Origin of the sequence: Mycolicibacterium moriokaense (assembly GCF_010726085.1) — a bacterium.
In the GTDB taxonomy this organism is placed as follows: Bacteria; Actinomycetota; Actinomycetes; order Mycobacteriales; family Mycobacteriaceae; genus Mycobacterium; species Mycobacterium moriokaense.
On sequence record NZ_AP022560.1, the window covers coordinates 3,041,151 to 3,064,762 of the forward strand.

General features: G+C 68.0%; 24 protein-coding genes. 10 read left to right on the forward strand and 14 right to left on the reverse strand.

Annotated features, from left to right (window positions below):
• Positions 1-9: 9 nt before the first annotated feature.
• The 5 genes from G6N43_RS14830 to sucB are packed head-to-tail and all read right to left on the reverse strand — an operon-like array spanning position 10 to position 5,126.
• Positions 10-762, reverse strand: a complete 753-nt coding sequence (locus G6N43_RS14830) for a DUF4191 domain-containing protein (RefSeq protein WP_083157314.1) — start codon at positions 760-762, stop codon at positions 10-12.
• A gap of 24 nt (positions 763-786) precedes the next feature.
• A complete protein-coding gene (gene lipA, locus G6N43_RS14835; RefSeq protein WP_083157315.1) occupies positions 787-1,758 on the reverse strand; it encodes a lipoyl synthase in 972 nt (323 codons plus the stop codon).
• Positions 1,755-2,435, reverse strand: coding sequence for a lipoyl(octanoyl) transferase LipB (gene lipB, locus G6N43_RS14840; protein WP_083157316.1), 681 nt, complete (start codon positions 2,433-2,435; stop codon positions 1,755-1,757). The genes lipA and lipB overlap by 4 nt, the downstream gene beginning before the upstream one ends.
• 17 nt (positions 2,436-2,452) lie before the next feature.
• Positions 2,453-3,361, reverse strand: a complete 909-nt coding sequence (locus G6N43_RS14845) for a TIGR01777 family oxidoreductase (RefSeq protein WP_083157317.1) — start codon at positions 3,359-3,361, stop codon at positions 2,453-2,455.
• Positions 3,362-3,368: 7 nt separating this feature from the next.
• Positions 3,369-5,126 (reverse strand): 2-oxoglutarate dehydrogenase, E2 component, dihydrolipoamide succinyltransferase, encoded by a 1,758-nt coding sequence (sucB, locus tag G6N43_RS14850; protein ID WP_083157318.1) that lies wholly within the window; start codon positions 5,124-5,126, stop codon positions 3,369-3,371.
• A gap of 147 nt (positions 5,127-5,273) precedes the next feature.
• Here sucB and G6N43_RS14855 point away from each other — a divergent pair, with 147 nt between their 5' ends.
• Positions 5,274-5,627 carry an oxidoreductase gene (locus G6N43_RS14855; protein WP_083157319.1) on the forward strand — a complete coding sequence of 118 codons (354 nt, stop codon included), beginning with the start codon at positions 5,274-5,276 and terminating at the stop codon, positions 5,625-5,627.
• A 37-nt stretch (positions 5,628-5,664) separates the two neighbouring features.
• Positions 5,665-7,440, forward strand: coding sequence for an SDR family oxidoreductase (locus G6N43_RS14860; protein ID WP_083157320.1), 1,776 nt, complete (start codon positions 5,665-5,667; stop codon positions 7,438-7,440).
• Positions 7,441-7,478: 38 nt separating this feature from the next.
• Here the strand turns inward: G6N43_RS14860 and G6N43_RS14865 are convergent, their stop codons facing one another.
• Positions 7,479-9,005, reverse strand: a complete 1,527-nt coding sequence (locus G6N43_RS14865) for a leucyl aminopeptidase (RefSeq protein WP_083157321.1) — start codon at positions 9,003-9,005, stop codon at positions 7,479-7,481.
• Between the two features lie 18 nt (positions 9,006-9,023).
• Positions 9,024-10,109 carry an adenylate/guanylate cyclase domain-containing protein gene (locus G6N43_RS14870; protein WP_083157322.1) on the reverse strand — a complete coding sequence of 362 codons (1,086 nt, stop codon included), beginning with the start codon at positions 10,107-10,109 and terminating at the stop codon, positions 9,024-9,026.
• Between the two features lie 40 nt (positions 10,110-10,149).
• On the opposite strand from G6N43_RS14870, the gene gcvT reads away from it, so the two are divergent.
• A complete protein-coding gene (gene gcvT, locus G6N43_RS14875; protein ID WP_083157323.1) occupies positions 10,150-11,244 on the forward strand; it encodes a glycine cleavage system aminomethyltransferase GcvT in 1,095 nt (364 codons plus the stop codon).
• A gap of 22 nt (positions 11,245-11,266) precedes the next feature.
• Positions 11,267-12,373: a branched-chain amino acid aminotransferase gene (locus tag G6N43_RS14880; RefSeq protein ID WP_083157324.1), complete on the forward strand. Its 1,107-nt coding sequence runs from the start codon at positions 11,267-11,269 to the stop codon at positions 12,371-12,373.
• A gap of 49 nt (positions 12,374-12,422) precedes the next feature.
• Here the strand turns inward: G6N43_RS14880 and G6N43_RS14885 are convergent, their stop codons facing one another.
• The 5 genes from G6N43_RS14885 to G6N43_RS14905 form a co-directional block, all read right to left on the reverse strand.
• Positions 12,423-12,761 carry a DUF732 domain-containing protein gene (locus G6N43_RS14885; protein ID WP_083157325.1) on the reverse strand — a complete coding sequence of 113 codons (339 nt, stop codon included), beginning with the start codon at positions 12,759-12,761 and terminating at the stop codon, positions 12,423-12,425.
• 114 nt (positions 12,762-12,875) lie between these two features.
• Positions 12,876-13,607, reverse strand: coding sequence for an adenosylcobinamide-GDP ribazoletransferase (locus G6N43_RS14890; protein WP_083157336.1), 732 nt, complete (start codon positions 13,605-13,607; stop codon positions 12,876-12,878).
• 7 nt (positions 13,608-13,614) lie between these two features.
• Positions 13,615-14,670 (reverse strand): nicotinate-nucleotide--dimethylbenzimidazole phosphoribosyltransferase, encoded by a 1,056-nt coding sequence (gene cobT / locus G6N43_RS14895; RefSeq protein ID WP_083157326.1) that lies wholly within the window; start codon positions 14,668-14,670, stop codon positions 13,615-13,617.
• Entirely contained in the window at positions 14,667-15,203 is a 537-nt protein-coding gene (locus G6N43_RS14900; RefSeq protein WP_083157327.1) for a bifunctional adenosylcobinamide kinase/adenosylcobinamide-phosphate guanylyltransferase, read from the reverse strand. Before G6N43_RS14900 ends, cobT begins: the two co-directional genes overlap by 4 nt.
• Before the next feature lie 5 nt (positions 15,204-15,208).
• Positions 15,209-15,898 (reverse strand): DUF3043 domain-containing protein, encoded by a 690-nt coding sequence (locus G6N43_RS14905; RefSeq protein WP_083157328.1) that lies wholly within the window; start codon positions 15,896-15,898, stop codon positions 15,209-15,211.
• Between the two features lie 127 nt (positions 15,899-16,025).
• Here G6N43_RS14905 and G6N43_RS14910 point away from each other — a divergent pair, with 127 nt between their 5' ends.
• The gene (locus tag G6N43_RS14910) at positions 16,026-16,400 is read left to right on the forward strand and encodes an iron-sulfur cluster assembly accessory protein (protein ID WP_083157329.1); all 375 of its coding nucleotides are present in this window, start codon (positions 16,026-16,028) and stop codon (positions 16,398-16,400) included.
• A 1-nt stretch (position 16,401) separates the two neighbouring features.
• Here the strand turns inward: G6N43_RS14910 and G6N43_RS14915 are convergent, their stop codons facing one another.
• A complete protein-coding gene (locus tag G6N43_RS14915) occupies positions 16,402-17,049 on the reverse strand; it encodes an Rv0361 family membrane protein (protein WP_083157330.1) in 648 nt (215 codons plus the stop codon).
• A gap of 145 nt (positions 17,050-17,194) precedes the next feature.
• On the opposite strand from G6N43_RS14915, the gene G6N43_RS14920 reads away from it, so the two are divergent.
• Positions 17,195-18,169, forward strand: a complete 975-nt coding sequence (locus G6N43_RS14920; protein ID WP_083157331.1) for a carbohydrate kinase family protein — start codon at positions 17,195-17,197, stop codon at positions 18,167-18,169.
• Here the strand turns inward: G6N43_RS14920 and asnB are convergent, their stop codons facing one another.
• Positions 18,170-20,125: an asparagine synthase (glutamine-hydrolyzing) gene (asnB, locus tag G6N43_RS14925; RefSeq protein WP_083157332.1), complete on the reverse strand. Its 1,956-nt coding sequence runs from the start codon at positions 20,123-20,125 to the stop codon at positions 18,170-18,172.
• Between the two features lie 183 nt (positions 20,126-20,308).
• On the opposite strand from asnB, the gene ctaC reads away from it, so the two are divergent.
• From ctaC to G6N43_RS14945, 4 genes are all read left to right on the forward strand, one after another.
• A complete protein-coding gene (gene ctaC / locus G6N43_RS14930) occupies positions 20,309-21,292 on the forward strand; it encodes an aa3-type cytochrome oxidase subunit II (RefSeq protein WP_244960522.1) in 984 nt (327 codons plus the stop codon).
• A 9-nt stretch (positions 21,293-21,301) separates the two neighbouring features.
• Entirely contained in the window at positions 21,302-21,721 is a 420-nt protein-coding gene (locus G6N43_RS14935) for a cytochrome c oxidase subunit 4 (RefSeq protein WP_083152934.1), read from the forward strand.
• Positions 21,722-21,860: 139 nt separating this feature from the next.
• Positions 21,861-22,694 (forward strand): MmpS family transport accessory protein, encoded by an 834-nt coding sequence (locus G6N43_RS14940; protein ID WP_163658114.1) that lies wholly within the window; start codon positions 21,861-21,863, stop codon positions 22,692-22,694.
• Positions 22,695-23,402 (forward strand): DUF2561 family protein, encoded by a 708-nt coding sequence (locus G6N43_RS14945; RefSeq protein ID WP_083152933.1) that lies wholly within the window; start codon positions 22,695-22,697, stop codon positions 23,400-23,402.
• Positions 23,403-23,612: the final 210 nt, after the last annotated feature.

Genomic DNA, 23,612 nt, shown 5'->3' on the forward strand with positions numbered 1-23,612 from the left:
CGACGGTCGTTATCGCCGGCGTACCGTGCGCTGCACACCGCGCATCTTGGCCTGGGTGGGCAACGGTCCCTTCGGCATCGCCGCGGGCCCGATCTTGGTGCCGAGCGCGGCCAGCTTCGATTCGACCAGGTCCATCTGCTTGACGGTGATGTTGGCAGGCAGCTTGTTGAGATGGCGTTCGAGCTTGGCCAGTGGGACCTCGCCCTCGGCATTGCCGATGATGATGTCGTAGATCGGGATGTCGCCGATCAGGCGTGCGGTGCGCTTCTTCTCCTGCGCCAACAGGGGCTTGACCCGGCTGGGCGATCCCTCGCCGACGAAGATCACACCGGGACGGCCGATCACCCGGTGCACCGCGTCGAAGTGACCGGTGGCCGCGACGCCGGGGGTGACCCGCCACTTTCCGCGCAGGTTCTCCAACGCCCAGGCCGCGGCGCCGGTCTGGCCCTCGGCCTTGCGGTACACCGACTTCTGGGCGCGCCGGCCGAAGATGATAAACGCCACCAGCGCGCCCAGGACCACGCCGAGCGGAATCATCATGTACGTGGTGAAGCTGCCCGCGAAGATCCCGAGCGCCACCGACGCCGCAACGATCAGCACGAACGCGCCGATCATGTAGGGCAGCAGCCGCTTGTCCTCTTTACGCTGTATCTGGAACGCCTGCCAGAGCTGGCTGCGTCGCTCCTTGGATGCCGCCTTGCGGGCCGCCTTTGCCTCGGCCTTGGCGGCCTTGACCTCGGCAGGGTTGCGGGATTTCGCCATTGGTTCAGGATACGGAGTCGGAAATTACGGCTGCGTCGGCGCTGGCTGCCGCGAACGAACCGCCTGCGCGTACAGCCGCCCAGCCCGATACGACGAGCGCACCAGTGGCCCGGCCAGCACGCCTGCGAAGCCGAGTTCGGTGGCGAAGCGTTCGTGCTCGACGAACTCCTCGGGCTTGACCCAGCGCTCCACCGGGTGGTGTCGCAGCGACGGCCGCAAGTACTGCGTGATGGTGACGAGGTCGCAGCCCGCGGCGTGCAGATCGGTCAGCGCGGCGCGCACCTCCTCGGGTGTTTCGCCCATGCCGAGAATGAGGTTCGACTTGGTGACCAGACCGGCGCCGCGCGCCGCGGTCAGCACCTCGAGGCTGCGTTCGTAGCGGAATGCGGGCCGGATCCGTTTGAAGATGCGCGGCACCGTTTCGACGTTGTGCGCCAACACTTCTGGGCGTGACGCGAAAACCTCTGCCAACAGTTTCGGGTCGGCGTTGAAGTCCGGGATCAGCAACTCAACTCCGGTGTTGGGGTTGAGTTCCTTGATCGCGCGCACCGTCTCGGCGTACAGCCAGGCGCCGCCGTCGGGCAGATCGTCGCGGGCCACCCCGGTCACCGTCGAGTAGCGCAGCCCCATCGCCTGCACGCTCTCGGCGACGCGGCGCGGCTCGTCACGGTCGAGTTCGGCCGGCTTGCCGGTGTCGATCTGGCAGAAGTCGCAACGGCGGGTGCACTGCTCGCCGCCGATGAGGAAGGTGGCCTCGCGGTCCTCCCAGCATTCGAAGATGTTCGGGCAGCCCGCCTCTTCGCAAACGGTGTGCAGACCTTCGCGCCGGACCAGGGCCTTGAGCTCCTGGTATTCCGGGCCCATCTTGGCCCTGGTCTTGATCCACGGTGGCTTGCGCTCTATCGGCGTCTCGGCGTTACGCACTTCGAGACGCAGCAGCTTTCGGCCTTCGGGAGCCGCATGGCCGGCGACATTCGACCCAGGCGTGACTGTCACTGTGTGAATGCTACCGACAGGCGGCCGTCGAGGGCGTCACAGACAGCCTCGGCCACGGGTTCGATGACGTCGGCCACGCTCACCCGTCGACCCAGCTCGGCGGTCAACGATGTGACGCCGGCATCGGAGATGCCGCACGGCACGATCGCGGAGAACGCGGACAGATCGCAGTCGCAGTTGATGGCGAAGCCGTGCAGTGTCGTCGCTCGCGACACCCGGATTCCGATGGCGGCCACCTTGCGCGCAGGCCCGCGCTCGTCGGCGGGCACCCACACCCCGGAACGGCCCTCGACCCTGCCGGTCTCCAGGCCGAGATCCGCGCACACCTTGATGAGCGATTCCTCAAGGCGCCGAACGAAATTCACGACATCCATCGGTTCGGCCAGTCCGATCACTGGATAGCCGACCAGCTGTCCGGGACCGTGCCAGGTGATCTTGCCGCCACGGTCGGTGTCGATGACCGGGATGTCGGGCGCGCCGGGCCTCTCACTGGGCAGTGTGCGCTTGCCCGCGGTGTACACCGGCGGGTGTTCGAGGAGCAGCAGGGTGTCGGGGCCACCGGCGATGCGTGCGTCCGCCAGCTCGCGCTGCAGCTGCCAGGCCTGCTGGTAGTCGACCGTGCCCAGCCGACGCACGTCGACAGGTGCGCTCACCGACCGAATGGACACTGGCGCCATATCTGTGACGGTACGCGCTAGCTGGCCTTCGGCGCGGTCGCGAACGCCAGCGCCTCGCCGATCGTGTTGTGGTGGAACTCGAACCCGGCGCGTTCCAGAGCGGCGGGGATCGCGCGCTGACCGCCGAGCAGGCCCTCGTCGGCGAACTCGCCGAACGCGGCCCGCAACGCGAAGCCGGGCACCATCAGCGGTGTGGGGCGATTCACCGCGCGACCCATCGCGGCGGTGAACTCCGCGTTGGTCACCGGCGCGGGGCCGGTCACATTGACCGGACCCGACAGCTCGTCGTGCGTGATCGCAAACAGCACCGCGCGCACCTGATCCTCGAGGCTGATCCACGGCATGTACTGGCGACCGCTGCCCAGTCGCGCGCCCAGTCCCAGCGCGAATAACCGCTTCAACCGCCCGAGTACACCGCCGGCTGCGGTCAGCACCAGACCGGTGCGCAGCAGCACCACCCTGGCGCCGTCGCTCTCGGCCGGCGCTGTTGCGGCCTCCCAGTCCTGGCAGAGCTGGGCCAGAAAGCCCGCACCGGGCGGTGCGGTCTCGTCGACGGTGCGGCTGCCGGTGTCGCCGTAGTAGCCGACCGCGCTGGCGTTGATCAGCCCGGGCACGCCGGCGTCGACGACGGCCGAGGACAACACCTCGGTCGGCCCGATGCGGCTGTCGCGCAGGCTCTGCTTGAACGCACCCGACCACCGTTTCTCGCCGACGTTGACGCCGCACAGGTTCACCACGGCGTCGACCCCGGCCAACGCGCTCCGGTCGAACTCTCCGGTGTCGGGGTTCCAGAACACCTCGTCGGCGTTGGACGGCGCGCGGCGCACGATCCGCAGCACCCGGCGATCGGTGGCCCGCAGGGCATACACCAGCGCGGAGCCGATCAGACCGGATGATCCGGCGATGGCGATGACGGCGTCGGACACGAGTGCCTTACAGGCCCAGGTCGGCCTCGAATGCGCCTTCCTCCAAGCGGCGCTTGACGGTGGTCAGGAATCGTCCGGCATCGGCCCCATCGATCAGGCGGTGGTCGTAGGTCAGCGGCAGGTAGCAGATGGACCGCACACCGATCGACTCGTTGCCGAAGTCGTCGACGATCACCCGGGGCCGCTTCACGATCGCGCCGGTGCCCAGCATCGCCGCCTGCGGCGGCACCAGGATCGGCGTGTCGAACAGCGCGCCCTGACTGCCGATGTTGGTGATGGTGAACGTGCCGCCGGACAGCTCGTCGGGCTTGAGGTTCCCGGAACGGGCGCGCGCAGCGATGTCGGCGATTGCGCGCGCCAACCCGCCGAGCGACAGGTCGCCGGCGTTGTGGATCACCGGCGACAGCAGACCCTGTTCGGTGTCGACGGCGAACCCGAGGTGCTCGGCGTCGTAGTAGGTGATCTCTTTGGTCTCTTCGTTGTAGCTGGCGTTGATGTTCGGATGCGCCTTCAACGCGTCGATCACCGCGCGGGCGATGAACGGCAGGTACGTCAGGTTGACGCCCTCACGCTCGGCGAACTCGTTCTTCGCGCGCGCCCGCAGCGCCACGATCTTGGTCATGTCGACCTCGTGGGTCTGCGTCAATTGGGCTGTGGCTTGCAGGGATTCGCGGGTCTTCTTCGCGGTGAGCTGACGGATCCGGTTGGCCTTCTGGGTGGTGCCGCGCAGATGCGCCAGGGCGGGTGCGGGTGCGGGCGCCTCCTTCGGCGCGGGCGCGCTCGACGGCGCCTGTGCCGCAGGCGCGGCCGCCGGGGCCTTCTTGGCCTCCGCCGCCGCGAGAACGTCCTGCTTGCGGATCCGGCCGCCCACACCGGTGCCCTTCACCGTCGCCAGATCGATGTCGTTCTCCGCGGCCAGCTTTCGCACCAGCGGGGTGACGTACGGCGAACCGTCACCGGACGGCGCCTCCGCGGCGGGCGCGGGTTTCGGTTCCGGCTTGGGCTCGGGCTTGGGTTCCGGCTTGGGGTCGGGTTTCGGTTCCGGCTTGGCTTCCTGGACGGGCTCGGGTTTGGGTTCGGGTTTCGGCTCGGGTTCGGGCTCCGGTGCGGCCTCGGCTGCGGCGCCGGCGTCGCCGATCTTGGCCAGTTCGCCACCGACGGCGACGGTGTCGTCCTCCTCGGCGGTGATCGACACCAGGGTTCCGGCCACCGGCGAGGGGATCTCGGTGTCGACCTTGTCCGTCGACACCTCGACCAGCGGCTCGTCCACCTCGACCGAATCGCCGACCTTCTTCAGCCAGCGGGTCACCGTGCCCTCGGTCACCGATTCGCCCAGCTCCGGCATCAGCACCGGGGTCGTCGAGCCGGATGACGCGGCGGCCGGCTTGGGTGCGGGTTCGGGCGCTGCTTCCTGCTCCTCGGCAGCGGGTGCCTCCTGCGCGGCGGGCTCCTCGGCGGGCTTCTCCTCTTCGGCGGGTTCCTCGGCCGGTGCCTCGTCCGCCCCGGAGTCGCCTCCGCTGGACTCACCCGCCTCGCCGATGATCGCCAGCTCGCCGCCCACCTCGACGGTGTCGTCCTCCTGGGCCACGATCTTCTGCAGCACACCGGCTGCGGGTGAGGGGATCTCGGTGTCGACCTTGTCGGTGGAGACCTCGAGCAGTGGCTCATCCTGTTCGACGGTGTCTCCCTCTTGCTTGAGCCAGCGGGTCACAGTCCCCTCTGTAACGCTCTCGCCGAGTGCGGGCATCTGAACGGAGATGGCCATGTGGTTGGGCTCCCTCGAACGGTCTGTCGCAGGTGGTCGATGTAACTGTTCCCATCCTGTCACGTTCGTACCAACTGTTCGCCGCGGACTCGATGACCCGTTGCTCTGGCACTATCGAAATAGCTGGATGAAGGGAGCGCGCCCACGGTGGGTTTGTTCGACAGGTTCACGCGCGGCGCGCGAAAAGGAAACAGCGGCAACGACCCGGCCGCCGATCTGAAGTACCTCCGCCAGTGGGTGGCCGACCACCACGGCGTCGAGGCCTTCATCGAACCGCGAACCACCGTCACCGACCTCACGGTCGTGCTGGTCGCCCACGACGGCGAGTGGACCAGGCGCCGCGCAGGGGGAGAAGCCGGAGCCCGTCGCTTATCCGAGCGCCTCGAGATCCCGGTCTATGACGTCCAGAAGGTCGGATACCCCCAGCGGATGCGTGACTACGACGCGCGCCGCCGGATCGAACGCAAGCGTGCGGCCCGCCAGGAGCTCGAGGAAGGCTGATACGGTACCAGCGGTCCCACTAACTTGCGGAGGCGCCATGGCAGCGACGGCGGAGGTTACCGAGCGACTGGTCGACAGCAGCGACGGAGTGCAGATCGCGGTCTATGAGGGGGGCAACCCCGACGGGCCACCGCTGGTGCTGGTCCACGGCTGGCCCGACTCCCATGTGCTGTGGGACGGCGTCGTCCCGTTGCTGGCCGACCGGTTCCGCATCGTGCGCTACGACAACCGCGGAGTGGGGCGCTCGTCGGTGCCGAAATCCGTTTCGTCGTACACAATGGCCGGCTACGCCGACGACTTCGCCGCGGTGATCGATGCGGTGGCGCCTGGGGAGCGGGTCCATGTGCTCGCGCACGACTGGGGTTCGGTGGGGATATGGGAGTACCTATCGCGTTCGAACGCAAGCGATCACGTCGCCTCGTTCACGTCGATCTCAGGTCCGAGTGCCGATCACATGAACAGATTCATCATCGGCAGCCTCAAGCGTCCGTACCGTCCGCGCCAGTTCCTGAAGGGGCTGAGCCAGCTGTTGCGGCTGTCCTACATGATCTTCTTCTCGGTGCCCGTCCTGGCGCCGCTTGCGGTGCGTCTGTTCATCGCCGACGGCGTCACGCGCACGCTGAAGCTGCGCGACGGCATTCCCGCCGGCCGGATCCACCAGTCGGCGACCTACAAGTCCGATGCTGTCAACAGCTTGAAGGTCTACGGCGCCAACTACTTTCGTACTCTGCGGTCGGCCCGCAAAGACCACTACGTCAACGTGCCGGTGCAGGTGATCGTCAACACCAGGGATCAGTTCGTGCGTCCGTTCATCTACGACGAGATCAAGAACTGGGTGCCCCGGTTGTGGCGGCGGGACATCGAATCCGGTCACTGGGCGCCGATGTCGCATGCGCCGATGATCGCGAACTCGGTGCGTGAGTTGGTCGACCACCTCGAGGGGAAGCCGGCAGCGCGCGGTCTGCTGCGTGCGCAGGTCGGCCGGAAGCGCGAATACTTCGGCGACACACTGGTCTCGGTCACCGGAGCGGGTAGCGGCATCGGCCGTGCGACGGCGCTGGCCTTCGCTGCAGAGGGTGCCGAAGTCGTGGTCAGCGACGTGAACGAGGCCGGTGTCAAGGAAACCGCGGCGGCGATCACCGCGCGCGGCGGCGTCGCTCACGCGTACACACTCGACGTCGCCGACGCGGACGCCGTCGAACGGTTCGCCGAACAGATCTGCGCCGAGCATGGCGTGCCCGACATCGTCGTCAACAACGCGGGCGTCGGGCACACCGGCATGTTCCTGGACACGCCGGCCGAGGAATACGACAGGGTGCTCGACATCAATTTCGGCGGAGTCGTCAACGGCTGCAGGTCTTTTGGTCGCCGACTCGTCGAGCGGGGCGCAGGCGGACATATCGTGAACGTGTCGTCGATGGCGGCCTATTCGCCGCAGCAGTCGATGAACGCCTACGCGACGAGCAAGGCCGCGGTGTTCATGTTCAGCGATTGCCTGCGTGCTGAACTGGACCAGGCCGGCGTCGGGTTGACGACTATCTGCCCCGGTGTGATCAACACCGACATCGTGCGCACGACGAGGTTCGACGTCCCGGCCGACAAGGCGGACAAGGTCGATGCCCGCCGAGCGCAGATCGAAAAAGCTTTCGCGGTACGACGGTACGGCCCGGAGAAGGTGGCGAAGGCGATCCTGTCGTCGGTCAAGAAGAACAAGGCGGTGCGCCCGGTGGCACCCGAGGCGTACTTCGTCTACGGCGCAGCGCACCTGTTCCCGCAGGCAATGCGCAGCGCCGCCCGCGGAAAGGTGCTGTAGCGAGTCGATCTCGCGGCGCCACGGCCCGGGCAGGCAGGCTAACCGTTCTGGGCGATGTCCTCGAGCACGGCGAACATCGTCCGCGTCGGCACCCCGGTGCCGCCCTTGCCCGTATAGCCCCACGGCCCACCGGTGTTGTACGCCGGCGCCGCGATGTCGATGTGCGCCCACTGCACCCCGTCGGCGACGAATTCGCGGAGGTACGTTCCGGCGACCAGCATTCCGGCGAAGCGCGAACCGCTGACGTTCGCCAGGTCGGCAACCGTCGACTTGAGGTCGTCCTTGAGCTCCTCCGGCAGCGGCATCGGCCATCCGTTCTCGCCTACCTCCTGCGAACGGGAGGCCACCCGGTCGCGGAACTCGTCGCTGCCCATCACGCCGGGCGTGCGCGAGCCCAGCGCGACCGTCTGCGCGCCGGTCAGCGTCGACGTCTCGATCAGGTAGTCGGGGTTGTCCTCACACGCCCGCACGATCGCGTCGGCCAGGATCAGCCTGCCCTCCGCGTCGGTGTTGAGCACCTCAACGGTGATGCCGCCGTACTGCGTGAGCACGTCGCCTGGCCGCTGCGCCGTCGCAGACGGCATGTTCTCGGCCATCGGCACCGTGGCGATGACGTCGATCGGCAGCTTCTGCTTGGCCGCCAGCACCACCGTCGCGATGACCGCGGCCGCCCCGCCCATGTCGGAGGTCATGTGGTGCATGTTGGCGGCCGGCTTGATGGAGATGCCGCCGGTGTCGAACGTGATGCCCTTGCCGACCAGTGCGACCGTCCTGGCCCTCTTCCCCTTGCCGCCGCGGTATGTCAGCCGGACCAACCGGGGCGGGCGCGACGACCCCTTGCCGACGCCGATGATCCCGCCGTAGCCGCCCTTGGCCAGTGCCTTCTCGTCGAGCACCTCGACCTCGAGGCCGGCGGATAAGCCCAAAGCTGTTGCCCGGTCGGCGAATTCGGCGGGGTAGAGGTGACTGGGCGGAGTGTTCACGAAGTCGCGGGCGGTGGCCACGGCCGTCGCGATGTCGGTGGCCCGCACGGCCGCCTCTTTGGTCTTCGCTTTCGTGTCGGCCGTCAGCGCGGTGATGGTGCGCAACCCGTTGTCCTTGGGTGCGGTCTTCTCGCTGCGGAAGTCGCTGAACCGGTACGCGCCGAGGATCAGACCTTCGATCGTGGCGGCCAGGTCGATGTCCGACAGGGTCGTGATGACGGACTCGGTGCCGTTGAGCGAACGCGCGGCCACCCCGGCGGCGCGGCGGATCACCTCCGACGGCCAGTTCTCGCGGTCCTTGCCCAGCCCGACCGCCAGCACACTGGCCACCGGCAGCGACGGCGCGATGACCCGGGTGACCTGGTCAGACCCACCTTTGGCGCCGAGCGCCTCCAGCGCCACCTCGATCTCGCCGACCGCTTCGGCATCGAGGAACGGGTTGCCGACGACCGTCGCCTTGGCGTCATCCCCCTCCCCGCTGACCACGCCGACGATCAGCACGGAGCCGTCGACCTTGCGCTTGGGCAGCGACGAGCCGACGGTGACGGTGGGGGCCTGGTAACCGGTGCTAGCTGGGCTCACGAGCGATAACCATATCGCTCACCGGGAAAGGTGCAGGTCGTAGGCCGGGACCGGCTTGTCGAACCCTTTGAGTGTCAATGGTTCCTGCGGGATCGCGGGCCAATCAGACAGTTCGTCGCGGACATCGGTGGACGCCAGTATCTGGCCGGGCGCCGCCGCCGCGACGAGGCGGGCGGCCAGGTTCACCGGAGTCCCGAAGTAATCGCCGCCGATGGCCAGCACCTGACCGTAGCCCAGCCCGGCCCGGACGTTGAGGCCGGTTGCGCGGGCACGTGGGTGTTCGACCAGATCGATCGCGACCTTCACCAGTAGGTCGGGCGTCGTGGTCACCCACATCACCTCATCGCCGATGAACTTCACCAGCCGGCCGCCGTCGGTGTGCACCATGTCCGACACCGAGCCGCCGAAATCGGTTAGCAGCTCGAACAGTTCGGTCGGGTTCAGCACCTGCGTCAGCTGGGTGAAGCCGGTGAGGTCCGCGAACCCCACCCCGCAGGTCACGGTGGCCGACGCGTCGGTGATGACGTGTTCGAAATGTGTTCGCGCACTGATGGTGTGGTGCCGGAACACCACGTCCATCAACACGCCGAAGGTGTGGGTGATCTCCGTGACGGCTCGATACGCCCTCGCGGTGGTGAGTTCGTCACCGCTGATGGCCATCAGCACGTCGGGCTGCGACATCCGCACCATCGTCCCGGCCGCTTCGGCAACCCGGGCCAGCGCGTTGCCCATGATCCGCAGGAACCCCAGCGCCGGCTCGTCACCGACGAGTTCCTTGACTGCCACCCACTTCGCGAGCCCGTCGATGTCCAACTGGCTCAGCGACAGCGTGTCCGGGTCGGTGAGCGGCAGACCCATCGCCGTCCAGACGGTTGTCAGCTCTTCCAGCGTCACCCCGAGCTTCTGCGCCCCCGTGCGCATGCTGTAGGTCGGGCGACCCGGGCCCTGCAGCGCGTCGCCGGCCAGGCCGAACAGCCGACCCTGGCGTTCGGCCTCCACCATCTCCGCGACGGTGAAGCCCAGACCGACGAGGTATTCGATCAGCCCCGCCCGCCCGCGCGCGTTGGCGATTCCAGCGGCTTCCAGCGCGTCGAAATCGACCACACGTGTGAGTGTGCCAGTAGCAGCCGTACTGTGGACTGCCGTGAGCGAAGTCCTTTCCGGCCCATTGGAGGAACGTCATCGCCAGCTCGGCGCCAGTTTCGCGGAGTTCGGCGGCTGGCTGATGCCCGTCTCCTACGCGGGCACCGTCACCGAACACAACGCAACGCGCACCACCGTCGGGCTTTTCGACGTCAGCCACCTGGGCAAGGCGCTCGTGCACGGCCCCGGCGCCGCCGAGTACGTCAACTCCGCGCTGACCAACGACCTTCGCCGGATCGGTCCCGGCAAGGCGCAATACACGTTGTGCTGCACCGAATCCGGCGGCGTGATCGACGACCTGATCGCCTACTACGTCTCCGACGACGAGATCTTCCTCGTCCCCAACGCCGCCAACACCGCCGCGGTGGTCGCCGCACTGAAGGAACACGCCCCGGCCGGGCTCACCATCACCGACGAGCACCGGTCGTACTCGGTACTTGCGGTGCAGGGGCCGAAGTCGCCCGAGGTACTGGGCGCGCTCGGACTGCCGACCGGCATGGACTACATGGGATACGTCGACGCCGAGTTCAGCGGTGTCCCAGTTCGGGTGTGCCGCACCGGCTACACCGGCGAGCATGGCTACGAGCTGCTGCCGCCGTGGGATCAGGCCGCCGTGGTGTTCGACGCGTTGGTGGACGCGGTCGGCTCGGCAGGGGGAGAGCTGGCGGGTCTCGGCGCGCGCGATACACTGCGTACCGAGATGGGCTACCCCCTGCACGGCCACGAACTGTCGCTCGAGATATCGCCGCTGCAGGCGCGGTGCGGCTGGGCCATCGGCTGGAAGAAGGACGCGTTCTGGGGTCGCGACGCACTGCTGGCCGAGAAGGAGGCGGGTCCGAAGCGGCTGCTGCGCGGGCTCAAGGCCGTCGGCCGCGGCGTGCTGCGCGCCGATCTCACCGTGCTCGACGGCGACACCCCGGTCGGCGTCACGACATCGGGAACCTTCTCGCCGTCGCTGAAAGTGGGTATCGCACTGGCGCTGATCGACAGTGCCGCAGACATCGCCGACGGAGCGCACGTTTCGGTCGACGTCCGGGGCCGCCCGCTGGAGTGCGAGGTGGTCAAGCCACCGTTCGTGGAGGCGAAAACTCGGTAGTCAGCGGAGATACAATCGCCTCATGACTGACGGCCCCCTCGAATTCACCGCCACGCGCAACGCGAATCCGGCGAGCGATGAGGTACGGGCTGCCATTCTGGCGAACCCCGGATTCGGCCAGTTCCACACCGACCACATGGTGTCGATCGATTATGTGGAGGGCAAGGGCTGGCACGACGCGCGGGTGATCCCGTACGGCCCCATCGAACTCGACCCGTCGGCGATCGTGCTGCACTACGCGCAGGAGGTCTTCGAGGGGCTCAAGGCCTACCGCTGGGCCGACGGGTCGATCGTGTCGTTCCGGCCGGAGGCCAACGCGGCACGGTTGCGTACCTCGGCCCGGCGGCTCGCCATTCCGGAGCTCCCCGAGGAAGACTTCATCGAGTCGCTGCGCCAGTTGATCGCCGTCGACGAGCAGTGGGTGCCGCCCGCCGGCGGTGAGGAGTCGCTGTACCTGCGGCCCTTCATCTTCGCGAGCGAACCGGGTCTCGGTGTTCGGCCCGCCAGCGAGTACCGCTATCTCGTGATCGCCTCACCGGCCGGGGCGTACTTCAAGGGCGGCATCAAGCCCGTGAGCGTGTGGCTGTCGACCGAGTACGTGCGCGCCTGCCCGGGCGGCACGGGCGCGGCCAAGTTCGGCGGCAACTACGCCGCCTCACTGCTGGCGCAAAAGCAGGCCGCCGACAACGGCTGCGATCAGGTGGTGTGGCTGGACGCCGCCGAACGCCGCTACGTCGAAGAGATGGGCGGTATGAACCTGTTCTTCGTGTTCGGCAGCGGCGGGTCGGCACGCCTGGTGACGCCGGAGCTGAGCGGTTCGATCCTGCCGGGCGTCACCCGAGATTCCTTGTTGCAGTTGGCCACTGACGCCGGGTTCGCCGTCGAGGAACGCAAGATCGACGTCGACGAGTGGCAGAAGAAGGCGGCGGCCGGCGAGATCACCGAGGTGTTCGCCTGCGGCACCGCGGCGGTCATCACCCCGGTCGCCCACGTCAAACACGCCGAGGGTGAATTCACCATCGCCGACGGCGGTCCGGGCGAAATCACCATGGCCCTGCGTGACACGTTGACCGGAATCCAGCGCGGGACGTTCGCCGACACGCACGGCTGGATGGCACGGCTGAACTGACAAAGCACAGGGACCCCACCGCGGTGGGGTCCCTGGCTTATGCGTGTTGTCAGCCGAGCGCGGCGTCGTGCTCGGGGCAGTAGGTGGCGACGGACGCGCCGACGAAGAACGCCGAGTCCTCCTCGGTCAGCTTCGTGGTCGAGGCGACGGATTCGACCGCGTCGTAGAGCGACTGGCCCTTGTCGAACATCTTGCAGACGTCGGCGGCGAGGCTGACCGCTTCCTTGGTCGAGGGCGGCTGGATGCCTTCGTCCGCGAGCACGCTGACGAACATGTCGTCGGTCGTGGTGGCGCCTGCGATGCTCGTGCTGACCAGAGCGGCGATGCCCAGGCTGGACGCGACGGCGGCGGCGCCGATGGCAGCGGTGAGGTGGCGGTAGGTCGGCATTTCGGGATCCTTTCGGTGGTGGGTCTCCCTGGTGGGTGAGAAGAGACTCCAACACCGCGCTTGACGAATCCTTGTCGGATTCTTGGAACGGTTCCCGCGCAAGTCGGGCGGTCTTTAGTGGGGTCCGATCGCCAACCCGACCGCGGCCACCGTCGTCGTGATCTCGACCGCCGCACCCAGCACATCACCGGTGATGCCGCCGAAGCGGCGCACGCAGTGCGCGACCAAGACGGCGCCGCACGCCAGCGCCACGAGTACGGCCAGCGGTCCCTGCCACGGCCGCGGTCCCGCCACCACCGCCGCCGCGGCGACCGCGATCACCCACACCGCCACGACCGCGATCGGCTGGGTGCCCGCAACCCTTGATCCGAGCGCACTGCCCTGCGCGGCGGGCACCGAGCGGCGACACGCCAGCACCGCGCCCACTCGGCCCGCGGTCACCGCGACGATGACGCCCAACGCGGTGCAGGCCGTGAACGCGAACGACTGCGCCAGCAGCACGATCACCAACGCCGCGACGCCGAACGGACCCGCCGACCCGTCGCGCATCACCTGCAGCGCACGCGCCGGCGGGCCGTAACAGCCCAGGCCGTCGGCGGTGTCGGACAGGCCGTCGGCGTGCAGGCCGCGGGTGGCGAGCAGCAACACGGCGACCGCCAGCACACCACCCAACGGATTCGACCGCCCGAACGCCCACTGCGACGCCAACAGGGTCGCGGCCGCCGCGGCGCCGAGCACCACCCCGACCAGCGGAAGTGCGGTCAACGCGCCCCGCCCGAAGGGTGCAGTCGACCGCACCGGCAACACGGTCCCGAACGCCAACGCCGCGGCCAGCGAGCGGATCACCGCCGGGTCACCGCTCGTCGGTTGAGTGGGGGACACCGGCCTCGTCGAAGGTCGCCATCGACGACAGCGTGGCCACCGCGGCGCGCACGATGGGCAGCGCAACCGCGGCGCCCGTGCCCTCGCCGAGTCGCATCTGCAGGTCGACGATGGGCTCGAGGTCGAGCCGGCTCAGCGCTTGTGCGTGCGCCGGTTCCGTGGACCGGTGGCCCGCCTGCCACCACTGTCGGGCCCCCGGCGCGAGTTGCTCGGCCACCAGCGCCGCCGCGGTCACCACCACACCGTCGAGGAGCAGGGGCGTTCGACGTACCGCGGCCTGCGCGCAGAATCCCGCCATCGCCGCGAGGTCGGCCCCGCCGCAGGTCCGCAGCAGCTCAACGGGATCGCCCGCTGCCGCGCGACTCCGGAAGAGTGCATCCCTGATCGCTGCGGTCTTACGGGCCCACCCCGCGTCATCCACGCCGGTGCCCCTGCCGATGACGGCCACCGGCTCCGAATCCGTCAGCGCGGCGATCAAAGCCGTTGCGGGCGTGGTGTTTCCGATGCCCATGTCACCGGCGATCAGGATGTCCGCGCCCGAATCGACCTCCTCGTCGGCGATTCGGCGGCCCGCGTCGATGGCGGCGGTGACCTCGTCGTCGCTCAGCGCGTCCTCGACGGAGATGTCGCCGCTGCTGCGGCGGACCTTGTGGGTGCCGATCGACGGCGTGAGGGGCTGCTCGACGTCGACGGCGATGTCGACGACGCGTACGGTCGCGCCCGCCGCCTCGGCGAGCACGTTGATGGCGGCGCCGCCGGCATCGAAGTTGGCCACCATGGCGGCGGTGACCTCCGCCGGATACGCGGACACCCCTGCCGCGGCGACGCCGTGATCGCCGGCGAACACCACGACGCGGGCCCGCTCGAACTGCCGGGGCGGGCAGAGACCCTGGCATGACGCCACCCACACCGACAGGTCCTCGAGCCTGCCCAGCGAGCCCGACGGTTTGGTCAGCCGTCTCTGCCGGGCGCGTGCCGCGACCGCGATATCGGGATCGGGCGGGTCCACGGGTGCGAAGCCGGTCACAGGGCGGTGGCCTTGACGGTGACCGGCTGACCGGCGACGACGAGCACCACGCGATCGCACACCGCGGCCAGCCGTTGGTTGAGCGTGCCGAGTGCGTCGGCGAACCGCCAGCCGGACTCCGTCGCGGGAACCACGGTAAGCCCGACCTCTGGCGAGACGAGCGCGAGCGGGGAACCGTAGGACGCAACGGCGTCGACCAGATCGTCGATGTCGGCCGACACGGAGCCGCCGGTCCACGCACCGGCCCGATCCATCGCCGCGGTCAGCCAGGTACCCACGTCGTCGACGACGGTCGCCATGGTGCCATCAGCGCGCAACTGCGTTGCGACATCTACGGTTTCGATCGTGGTCCAGCCGGCAGGCCGACGCTGACGATGCGCATCCACCCGTGCCGACCACTCGGCGTCGCCTTCCGGGGCAGGGCCGGTGGCGAGGTAACGAACAGCGGCCGACGCGCCTGCCGATTCTGCGATCGCCGCCTCCGCCCATTGGGATTTGCCCGACCGGATGCCACCGAGCACCAGGATGCGCACCGGGGTCAGGCGATCTTGGCGCCGCGCTCCACCTGCGGCCGGGGCGCGCGCATCCGGCGCAGCTGCGACGCGCGGCTGGCCGCGTAAAAGCCGAGCTTCCAACCGGTTTCGGTGTTGTCGGGGAACTTCGCGTCGACCAAGCGGTTGACCTTGCGGCCCAGGATGAACCCGTCGATCACCATGATGAAAACCAGGATCAGCATCGCGGGGGAGATGGCCTGTTGCACGGCCAGCGAGGGAACCGAGAGCATCACGAAGATCAGCACCAGCGCAGCGGGCATGAACAGGCCCAAAACGTTGCGGCGGGCGTCGACGATGTCGCGGACGTAGCGGCGCACCGGCCCCTTGTCCCGCGGCAGCAGGTAGGCGTCGTCGCCGGCCATCATCTTCTCGCGGCGTTCCGCCATCTCCGCGCGGCGGGCGAGCTTGTCGGCCTTGCGCTCCTCGCGGGTCAGCTTCGAGCGCATCTCCTTGCGGCGTTTGCGGGCTTCCGCAGCAGTCAGCGGCGCGGGCGCCACCGGGCCGCGCTTGCGGGCGGCCTCGCTGCGCTTGGGTGTGGGCCGGCCCTTGGGGGCGGTGGTCTTGGCCTCAGCAGCCGCTCTCGCATCCCCCTCGTGGCCGGTCTCGGCGGTGTCTTCGGCCACATCCGAATCCGGAGTCCGCTCGTTGTCTTTCTTTCGGCCCAGCAAGTTCACGCCTGTCAGGTTACTTCCGGTGGCGGGCGGTCCCGCCGGGACCTGGGGACAAACTCGGGAATAGGGCCGGGACAAGGTACCGTTGACGTAGTACGCCGCACGTTGATGAGGCCACACAGGAGACGTAATGACTGTTCAGGGAGAGTCGGCCCTGCAAAATGAGACGGCAACCGCCACCCACGGCGCGAGGCTGACCGATGCCGCCGCCGCCAAGGCCAAGGCGCTGCTGGATCAGGAGGGCCGTGACGATCTGGCCCTGCGTATCGCCGTGCAGCCGGGTGGCTGCGCCGGGCTGCGCTACAACCTGTTCTTCGACGACCGCACTCTGGACGGCGACGTGACCGCCGAGTTCGGTGGCGTGACATTGACGATCGACCGGATGAGCGCACCGTATGTCGAGGGCGCCGTCATCGACTTCGTCGACACCATCGAGAAGCAGGGCTTCACGATCGACAACCCGAACGCCACCGGGTCCTGCGCCTGCGGCGATTCGTTCAACTGATTCAGTACTGACCCGCGGTCCGCGGCAGGTACGAGCACACCAGCACGTCGTCGCTCTCGGTGAGCAGCTGCGCGACCGCCTGCTGTTCGCCCTTGGGCCGCGGCTGGCCCCGGCGTGAGCTGTTGGATGGCTCGACCTGCATGGTGAAGAGCACCTGCGCCTGATGCGGCGACCACATCACGATCTTGTCGATCGAGGTGACCTCGGCGCGCCCGTACTGCTGGCGGAAGGCGTCACTGGCCAGGTTGGCCAGCGCCATATCCGAGCGGCGGTCCTTGACCGCGTCGAACAGGCCGCACAACGTGTGCCGGGCGACGGTCTCGTCGTCACCGTTCGTCATCGCATCCAGGTAGTCCTGGATCGCCGCCTTGGCCGACGCGTCGGTCAGCGTGGCCGATCCGGTCGAGCCGCCGTCGTTGCCGCGGGTGGTGAAGACGATCCCGGCCACCACGGCCGCGACCGCGACGATCGCGAGCACGCCCACGAGAAGGGGCCAGCGTCGCTTTTTCGGGTACGGCACCGGCGGCGGCAGCGTCCCCGGGTAGGTCTGCGGGTAGGGCCCGGACGGAAAGGGCTGCGGACCCGTGTCCGGATACATTTGCGGGGCGACCGGTCCGGCGCCATATTCGGGCGGGTACGGACCGGACATGTATTTGCTCCCCAAAAGTGTGCGTCGGAAACGGTCTGTCTACAGTGACCGAGCGGGTACTCGTACGCAGGTTAGCGCACCTCGAGCGGGTGTCCCGATCGGTAAGATTTACCTAGACGGCATAAATAATGAAGGGTGACGTTCCGTGACGATTGCGGTGACCGGATCAATTGCGACCGACCATCTGATGCGGTTCCCCGGAAAGTTCTCCGAACAACTCCTGCCCGAACACCTGCAGAAGGTGTCGCTGAGCTTTCTGGTCGACGATCTGGTCATCCACCGCGGTGGCGTCGCGGGCAACATGGCCTACGCCATCGGCGTGCTGGGTGGGGACGTGACCCTCATCGGCGCCGTCGGAAGGGATTTCGACGACTACCGCTCGTGGCTCGAGTCGGTCGGCGTGGACACCGAGAGCGTGCTCGTCTCCGATACCGCATACACGGCGCGGTTCGTGTGCACCACCGACGACGCGATGGCGCAGATCGCGTCCTTCTATCCCGGCGCCATGTCGGAGGCGCGCACCATCAGCCTCGCCGACGTCGTAAAGCGGGTTGGCACACCGGAATTGGTGATCATCGGCGCAAACGATCCCGAGGCGATGTTCCTGCACACCGAGGAGTGCCGCAAGCTCGGCCTGGCGTTCGCCGCCGACCCCAGCCAGCAGCTGGCCCGGCTGTCCGGCGAGGAGATCCGCAAGCTCATCGACGGCGCGACATATCTGTTCACGAATGACTACGAGTGGGACCTGTTGCTGCAGAAGTCCGGCTGGACCGAGGCTCAGGTGATGAGTCAGATCGGCCTGCGCGTCACGACGTTGGGGCCCAAGGGCGTCGACCTCGTCAGCAAGGACGGCACATTCATCCACGTGGACGTCGTCCCGGAGAAGCGTCAGGCCGACCCGACCGGTATCGGCGACGCGTTCCGCGCCGGTTTCCTCACCGGGCGCAGCGCAGGACTGAGCTACGAACGATCGGCTCAACTGGCGTCGCTGGTCGCCGTTCTCGTGTTCGAGGCGCCGGGGCCGCAGGAGTGGAGCTGGGACCGCGAGGAGGCCGTACAGCGGCTGACCGATGCCTACGGCACCGAGGCAGGCGCGGAAATCGCCAACGCGCTCAAGTGATTACAGCTGCACCGGATACGTCGGCTCGCTGATCCGTGGGGTCACGCTGCGCTCGACGAAGATCGCGTGCCACAGCATGAAGATCAGCACCGTCCACAGCCGTCGGCTGTGATCGCTTACGCCGCTTCGGTGTTCGTCGAGCATTCTGGTGACGGCGGGGAGATCGATCAGCTCGTCGGCCTGTGAATCGGCGACCGTCCGGTACGCCCAGTCCTGGAGTTCGCCGGCCTGCAGCCAGTGCCGGATCGGGACGGGGAAGCCCAGCTTCGGCCGGTTGAGCACATGCGCGGGCACGATGGGCTCCAGTGCGCGGCGCAGTGCGAACTTCGTCGTGGTCCTGGTGATCTTCTGGTCCAGCGGCAGACGTGACGCGACGGCGAAGACCTCGGGATCCAGGAACGGCACGCGCAGCTCGAGCGAGTTGGCCATCGTCATCTTGTCGGCCTTGACCAGGATGTCGCCGCGCAGCCAGGTGAACAGGTCGATGTGCTGCATGCGGGCCACCGGATCCCAGCCCTGGGACGCGGCGTAGACCGGCGCGGTGACGTCGGTGTGGGTCCATTCGGCCCGGAAGCCGGGCAGTACCGCGCGCAGCTGCTCATCGGAGAAGCTGCGCGCATTGCCGTAGTAGCGCTCCTCGAGCGTCAGCGATCCCCGGTGCAGCAGGCTCTTGCCGCGCATACCTTCGGGCAGCGGTCGGGACGCCCGACCCAGGGAACGCCGCACCGGCCGCGGCAAGTAGTCAAACGGGCGCAGGGACAACGGTTCCCGGTAGATCGTGTAGCCGCCGAAGAGTTCGTCGGCGCCCTCGCCGGAGAGCACCACCTTGACGTGCTTACGGGCCTCGCGGGCAATGAAGAACAGCGGGACCAGCGCCGGGTCGGCGACGGGTTCGTCGAGATACCAGACGATTTCGGGCAGCGCATCGACGAACTCCGCCTGGCTGACCACCTTCGTCACATGCCGTGCGCCGATGGCTTCGGCCGACGCGACGGCGACGTCGACCTCGGAGTAGCCCTCGCGTTCGAAGCCGGTGGTGAAGGTGATCAACCGCGGGTTGTGCCGCATGGCGAGCGCCGCGATCGCGGTCGAGTCGATGCCGCCGGACAGGAACGCGCCAACGGTGACGTCGGCGCGCATGTGCTTGGCCACCGAGTCCTCCAACACCGCGGTGATCTCGTCGTAGCGGGCGCGTTCACCGTCGGCGTCCGAACGGGCGGGAAACGGCACAGCGGCGAACCGCGGCGTGAAATACCGCGTCACCTCGGGCGGTTTCCCGGGCCGCACCCGCGCGTAGCTGCCCGACTCGAGCCTGCGCACACCGCGGTGCAGGGTTTCCGGTTCGGGCACGTACTGCAGCACCGTGTAGTGCTGCACCGCGCGTTCGTCGATGCCGAGGTCGATCCCGACGATCCCCGCGAGATCCAGCAGGCACTTCTTCTCGCTGCCGAAGACGGTGCCGCCGGGCCCGGTGGCCATGTAGAGCGGCTTGATGCCGAACGGGTCACGGGCGCAGAACAATTCACCTTCGACCGTGTCCCACAGCGCGAACGCGAACATGCCGCGCAGGCGGGTGAGTGCCTCGGTGCCCCAGTAGTGGTAGGCGGCGACGATCGCCTCGCCGTCGCCGTCGGTCGCGAACTCGGCGCCGTGGTCGACGCGCAGTTGCTCTCGCAGTTCGAGGTAGTTGTAGACCTCGCCGTTGAACACCAGGGCGTAGCGGTCGGGGGACTCCGGCGGGCCCCAGCGCAGCGGCTGGTGGCTGTGCGCGATGTCGATGATCGACAGCCGGTTGAACCCCAGCACCGTGGTCGGGCGCACCGTGTCGTCCGCCCACGCACCCGGTTCATCGGGTCCGCGGTGGCGCATCAGGTGCGACGCGCCCGACACCGCCGCTACGAGATCCGTGGAATTCTCAGCGGACGGGTCGGTAACCAGAGCCAGCAGTCCGCACACCGCGCCAGTATGCCTAATTGGTCGCGAAGGGCAGGAACGCCCGTATGTGGGAGTGTGTCGCGACCTGCGTCCGGGGGTGGTCTACGCTGCGTAGTATTCGGCTTTCTGTTCCGACTTCTAGGAGGCGCCAGCGTGACACCTCGCGGTGTGAAGGTGGTGGCGTTATCAGTCGTACTCGGCAGCATGACGGTGCTGCTCAGCGGGTGTGACTGGTCCGAGGTTCTGGGCCTGGGCTGGCCCCGCGGCATCACCCCGGAGGCGCATCTAAACCGTGAGCTGTGGATCGGCTCGGTGATCGCCTCGCTGGTGGTCGGTGCGATCGTGTGGGGCCTGATCTTCTGGACCTCGGCGTTCCACCGCCACAAGAAGGGCGATACGGAGCTGCCGCGCCAGTTCGGCTACAACATGCCGCTGGAGCTGGTCCTCACGGTCGTGCCGTTCCTGATCATCTCCGTGCTCTTCTACTTCACCGTCGTGGTGCAGGAGAAGATGCTGCACAAGGAGCCCAACCCCGAGGTGACCATCGACGTCACCGCCTTCCAGTGGAACTGGAAATTCGGCTACCAAAGCGTGAACTACGCCGACGGCACGTTCAGCTACGAGGGCGCCGACCCCGAGCGCAAGGAAGCTGTGGCATCCGGGCCGGAGGGCGTCGAGGGTGAGCACGGCGGCGAGTTCGGCGCCATCGCGGGCAAGAACCCCGAGGACCGCTCCTACCTGAACTTCGACAAGGTCGAGACACTCGGCACGTCCACCGAGATCCCGGTCCTGGTCGTGCCGTCCGGTAAGCGCATCGAATTCCAGATCGCCTCGGCCGACGTCATTCACGGCTTCTGGGTGCCGGAGTTCCTGTTCAAGCGCGACGTGCTGCCGAACCCGGAACCGAACAACTCCGACAACGTGTTCCAGATCACCGAGATCAACCAGAACGGCGCGTTCGTCGGCCGGTGCACGGAGATGTGTGGCACCTACCACTCGATGATGAACTTCGAGCTTCGGGTGGTGTCGCCCAACGACTTCAAGGCGTACCTGGAGCAGCGCATGGACGGCAAGACCAACGCCGAGGCACTGCAGGCCATCAACCAGCCGCCCCTGGCTATCACCACGAAGCCGTTCGACACCCGCCGCGGCGAGCAGGCACCCCAGGTAACGCAGGCCAGCAAGTAGGGACACCACATGCATATCGAAGCCAGGTTGTTCGAGTTCCTGACCGCCTTCTTCATCCTGTCGGCGGTGGTCTACGCCGTGCTGACGCAGATGTTCCAGTACGGCGGCGTGGAGTGGGCCGGTACCACGGCACTGGTCCTCACCGCCGGTCTGACGTTGATCACCGGCACGTTCTTCCGGTTCGTGGCCCGACGCCTGGACACCCGGCCCGAGGACTACGAGGACGCCGAGATCAGTGACGGCGCCGGCGAGCTGGGCTTTTTCAGCCCGCACAGCTGGTGGCCTATCTTCATCGCGCTCTCGGCCTCCGTCACCGCCGTCGGGACCGCCCTCTGGCTCCCGTGGCTCATCGTGGCCGGCGTCTGCTTCGTCCTGACGACGGTCGGCGGCCTGGTGTTCGAGTACTACACCGGACCCGAGAAGCACTGACGCCTGCCCTTGGCGACACCGCCGAGCAGAAGGTCACAATAGGGGCACTACTTCGTTCGCAACACGTGCGCCGATATTCATCCGGACCAGGTGTTTAGGTAGTGTTGCCGGGGCATGGAGTCAAGAAGGATAGGCGTAGATGAGCGGGCCGAACCCCCCGGGCCCTGAAGGGGCCGATCTGCCGGGTCAGGAGCCGGGCGGCAGTCCCGGTGGGTTGGAGAGCAGCGAACCCTCCACCTTCTCGCAGGCCTACTCGGCACCGGAATCGGAACACTTCACCAGCGGACCCTATGTGCCCGCCGATGCCAGCCTGTACGACTACGACAACTACGACCGCGACAACTACGTCCAGCCCGAGCCGCCGCGGTGGCCCTGGGTGGTCGGCGTGGTGGCCATCATCGCCGCCATCGCGCTGGTGGTCTCCGTCTCGGTCCTGGTGACCCGCACGGACACCAGCAACCTGGCGAAGCCGGACACCACGACCAGCACCCCGCCTCCGCCACCGGTGCAGGACGAGATCACCACGACGACTCCGCCGCCGCCCCCACCGCCACCGACCACGGAGGAGCCGCCCCCGCCGCCACCGGAGACCGTGACGGTCACCGAGGAGCCGGAGCCGCCGCCACCACCATCACCGACCGAGGCGCCGCCTCCGCCGCCGGAGACCCCGCCGCCGCCCCCGCCGACCACGACGCGCGCGGGACCGCGGCAGGTGACCTACTCGGTGACCGGGACGAAGGCGCCCGGGGACATCATCACGGTCACCTACATCGATGCGTCGGGCCGCAGCCGGACCCAGCGCAACGTCTACATCCCGTGGTCGCTGACCGTGACGCCCATCTCGCAGTCCGAGGTGGGTTCGGTGCAGGCGTCGAGCCTGTTCCTGGTGAGCAGACTGAACTGCTCGATCACCACCAGCGATGGCACCGTGCTGTCCTCCAACACCAACAACTCCGCACAGACGGCCTGCTAAATGCCCTACGGCACCGATACTTTGGGGGGACTGAGCGTGCGCCCTGGCCTGGATCCCGGCGAGCTCGATCGCACCGACCGCATCCTGCTGGGCGCCTGCGCGGCGATCTGGCTGGCAGCGCTGGGCGCCATGGCCGCCGCCATCGTGGCCCTGGTCGACCTGGGCACCGCCCATCAGGAATCCTCCGGTGAAGCGGGCACACCGTGGTTGCTGTACATCGTCATCGCGGTCTCGGCCGCGGTGATCATCGGCGCAGTGCCGCTTCTGATTCGGGCCCGCCGCGAGGCCATGGCCGATGCCGAATCACCCGCGCGCCCCGTACCACGCCAAGCGCCGGGCCGATGGCAGGAGAGCGGCCACGGTGACCAGCTGCCCACCGAGAAGTTGCGGATTTCGGACACGACGTCGGGCCGCATCCACTCGGGCCCGGGCTATGCAGCAGCGGTCACGCACAGCACGTCACTGCCCGCCCCGCTGGTGGCGGCCATCGACCAGGTGTGGCTGCGCTGCGCCGTGTTGATCGCGTGCGCGATCGGTATCGCCATGGTTGCGATCGGTGTGGCGACCTATCTGTTGGCCGTCGAGAGCGACACGGCCGCGTGGGTGTTCTTTGTGCTCACGGGACTCGTCACGGTGGCAATGCCGGCGATTCCGTGGTTCTACCTACGCGAGTTGCGCACCCTGCTGGAAGGCGAGGAGAGCCTCTAAGGCTGGCCCCGCGTGGGGTCATGGTGGAGGACCGCCTTACGGCGCGATGTGAGCGGACTGAGCGACCCGCAGACCGTTGTGAGTACGCCGCCCTCAGCTCAGTGACACCGTGGCTTGGCTACCCGCGGGCGTAACCCGGTGTGCGGCAAGGTGAGACGAGTCCAGGGGACTCAGAGGAAGCGCGTGCGCGTAAGCCGGAGCCGCCCCGCG

Bases quoted from the DNA above. Each gene is read 5' to 3' on its own strand.
- G6N43_RS14915 (WP_083157330.1), bottom strand. From the start codon at position 17,049: ATGTCCGGTCCGTACCCGCCCGAATATGGCGCCGGACCGGTCGCCCCG.
- G6N43_RS14880 (WP_083157324.1), top strand. From the start codon at position 11,267: ATGACTGACGGCCCCCTCGAATTCACCGCCACGCGCAACGCGAATCCG.
- G6N43_RS14945 (WP_083152933.1), top strand. From the start codon at position 22,695: ATGCCCTACGGCACCGATACTTTGGGGGGACTGAGCGTGCGCCCTGGC.
- G6N43_RS14940 (WP_163658114.1), top strand. From the start codon at position 21,861: ATGAGCGGGCCGAACCCCCCGGGCCCTGAAGGGGCCGATCTGCCGGGT.
- G6N43_RS14885 (WP_083157325.1), bottom strand. From the start codon at position 12,761: ATGCCGACCTACCGCCACCTCACCGCTGCCATCGGCGCCGCCGCCGTC.
- G6N43_RS14935 (WP_083152934.1), top strand. From the start codon at position 21,302: ATGCATATCGAAGCCAGGTTGTTCGAGTTCCTGACCGCCTTCTTCATC.
- ctaC (WP_244960522.1), top strand. From the start codon at position 20,309: ATGACGGTGCTGCTCAGCGGGTGTGACTGGTCCGAGGTTCTGGGCCTG.
- lipB (WP_083157316.1), bottom strand. From the start codon at position 2,435: ATGGCGCCAGTGTCCATTCGGTCGGTGAGCGCACCTGTCGACGTGCGT.
- sucB (WP_083157318.1), bottom strand. From the start codon at position 5,126: ATGGCCATCTCCGTTCAGATGCCCGCACTCGGCGAGAGCGTTACAGAG.
- G6N43_RS14910 (WP_083157329.1), top strand. From the start codon at position 16,026: ATGACTGTTCAGGGAGAGTCGGCCCTGCAAAATGAGACGGCAACCGCC.
- G6N43_RS14830 (WP_083157314.1), bottom strand. From the start codon at position 762: ATGGCGAAATCCCGCAACCCTGCCGAGGTCAAGGCCGCCAAGGCCGAG.
- G6N43_RS14860 (WP_083157320.1), top strand. From the start codon at position 5,665: ATGGCAGCGACGGCGGAGGTTACCGAGCGACTGGTCGACAGCAGCGAC.